This is a genomic window from Thioalkalivibrio denitrificans (assembly GCF_002000365.1).
GTDB lineage: Bacteria > Pseudomonadota > Gammaproteobacteria > Ectothiorhodospirales > Ectothiorhodospiraceae > Thioalkalivibrio_A > Thioalkalivibrio_A denitrificans.
In genome coordinates, this window is sequence record NZ_MVBK01000158.1 from 1 (window position 1) to 1,852 (window position 1,852).

At 62.5% G+C, this 1,852-nt stretch carries 3 protein-coding genes; 2 read left to right on the forward strand and 1 reads right to left on the reverse strand.

The window, feature by feature from the left end; genetic code table 11:
* Positions 1-176 precede the first annotated feature (176 nt).
* Positions 177-731, reverse strand: coding sequence for a PilZ domain-containing protein (locus B1C78_RS17180; RefSeq protein ID WP_077280374.1), 555 nt, complete (start codon positions 729-731; stop codon positions 177-179).
* Between the two features lie 300 nt (positions 732-1,031).
* Between B1C78_RS17180 and B1C78_RS17185 the strand changes: the two genes are divergently transcribed.
* Together B1C78_RS17185 and B1C78_RS17190 are read left to right on the forward strand one after the other, a co-directional pair.
* On the forward strand, positions 1,032-1,268 hold the full coding sequence (locus B1C78_RS17185) for a type II toxin-antitoxin system Phd/YefM family antitoxin (RefSeq protein ID WP_077280375.1): 237 nt from the start codon (positions 1,032-1,034) through the stop codon (positions 1,266-1,268).
* Positions 1,265-1,666, forward strand: coding sequence for a type II toxin-antitoxin system VapC family toxin (locus B1C78_RS17190; RefSeq protein WP_077280376.1), 402 nt, complete (start codon positions 1,265-1,267; stop codon positions 1,664-1,666). The genes B1C78_RS17185 and B1C78_RS17190 overlap by 4 nt, the downstream gene beginning before the upstream one ends.
* Positions 1,667-1,852 lie beyond the last annotated feature (186 nt).

The following is a 1,852-nucleotide window of genomic DNA, read 5'->3' on the forward strand; positions in this document are numbered from 1 at the left end:
CCTCATAGAAGGGCGGGCCGCGCCCGCCGTCCATCACGTCCATCGGATATCCGCCGGCGCCCATGGGGCGCCCTATGTTCTTGAAAGGAGATTCCTTGGGGGTTCTTGGCGGGCTTCGCGGCTTTGCGAGAGAAATGGTTTTCTTCGTGGTTTAAGCCGCTTTCAGCAAAACCGCGTCACTCGACACGCCCGCGGGACTGGGCGACCGCACGGCGGTGGCGGCGGAAGACGGTGCGTTCCAGGCCGTCGGCCACGCTCTGGGAGAGATTGCGAAGCTTCACCAGGGTCTGCATGGCCTCCGGGCCCTGGGTACTGTCGACCACCTCTCCATAGAGGTTCAGCGCCTTGGGAAAGGCGTTGCACAGGTGAAGACGGATGTGGACCAGGGAGCCGACGGGTGGACCGTCGGGGGCGTTCCACTCCATGGCCGAGGCGTTGAACCGGACCGTGTATGAAGGCGGCGTGTCGCCCTGGCGGCGCAGCCATTCCCCCAGCAGCTCCACCACCACGTTCAGCTTGGACTCGATCCGCACCAGTTCGTGGGCCACTTCCGAACTGTCATCCACCGGCCGGTGCACTTCCTCCAGGGACTCGCAGGCGCGAATCAGGGCCTCGTTGGACACGTGCAGTGCCGCCATCTGCGGGTCCGCAGGCAGGGCCTCCACCACCGACCACGCCAGCGGCAGTTCCTCCTCGCAGACCAGCCCTTCCTCGAACGGATCACTGCTCATGGCTTTGCGTGCCTCCACCTGGCCGGGTGCCCCGGTTAAGCGTATTTAACCACGAAGTTCATGAAGGAAAAGACATGTTCTCTCGCAAAGCACGCCAAGCCCGCAAAGGAATTCCAAGTGCATTGGGCGCCCCGTGGGCGCCAACCCATGTCCAATACAACATGGATGGCAGGCACGGCCCGCTGCGGGAATCGGTTCATGGGTCGGCCCACGCCGCCGTGCGGTGCCGGCCTTGCCGCCTTCATGACCATACCCTATAGTCATAAACAGGTTCAGACACTGCCATCGAGGCACGCCGCCATGGAATCTACCCGGGTTTCCAAATCCCAGTTCAAGGCCAGGGCCCTGGAATACCTGCGCCAGGTTGAAGCCACCGGTGACACGGTGGTGGTTACCGACAACGGACACCCCACCGTCGAGGTGCGCCGCTTCCGCGCGGACCCCCGTACTCCGTTGGAACGCCTGCGCGGGAGCGTCGTGGAATACCGTGATCCGTTCGAGCCGGTAGGCGAATCCAACTGGGAGGCCCTTGCTTGATCGTCCTCGATACCCATGCCCTCCTCTGGTGGGTCAACGGCGACGGCAAACTCTCGACGGCGGCCGCACAGGCCATTGAACAGGAATGCACGGACGAACAGGGCCTGATCCTGGTGTCATCCATCTCGGCCTGGGAAATCGCCGTGCTGGTGGCCAAGGGACGCCTCACATTGTCCACCGACATCGACGACTGGCTCGCCACGGTCGAGGAATTGGAATCCGTGCGGTTCGTACCGGTGGACAACGACCTCGCCGTGCAATCCACCCGCCTGCCCGAACCCTTCCACCCCGACCCCGCCGACCGGATGATCGTGGCCCTGGCCCGCCACCTCTCCGCGCCCCTCGTAACCGCCGACGCCAGAATACAGGCCTATCGACACGTGAAAACGATCTGGTAAGACCGTTGCACCACGAAGGATGCGAAGAAAAGACATGTTCTCTCGCAAAGCCCGCCAAGCCCGCAAAGAAATGCGAAGTTCACGCTCTATGCCAGAAACCATGTGTTGCCACTAACAGCTGATAGCTGACAGCTGATCGCTGATCGCTGATCGCTGATCGCTAACCACTGACAACTGACAACTGAC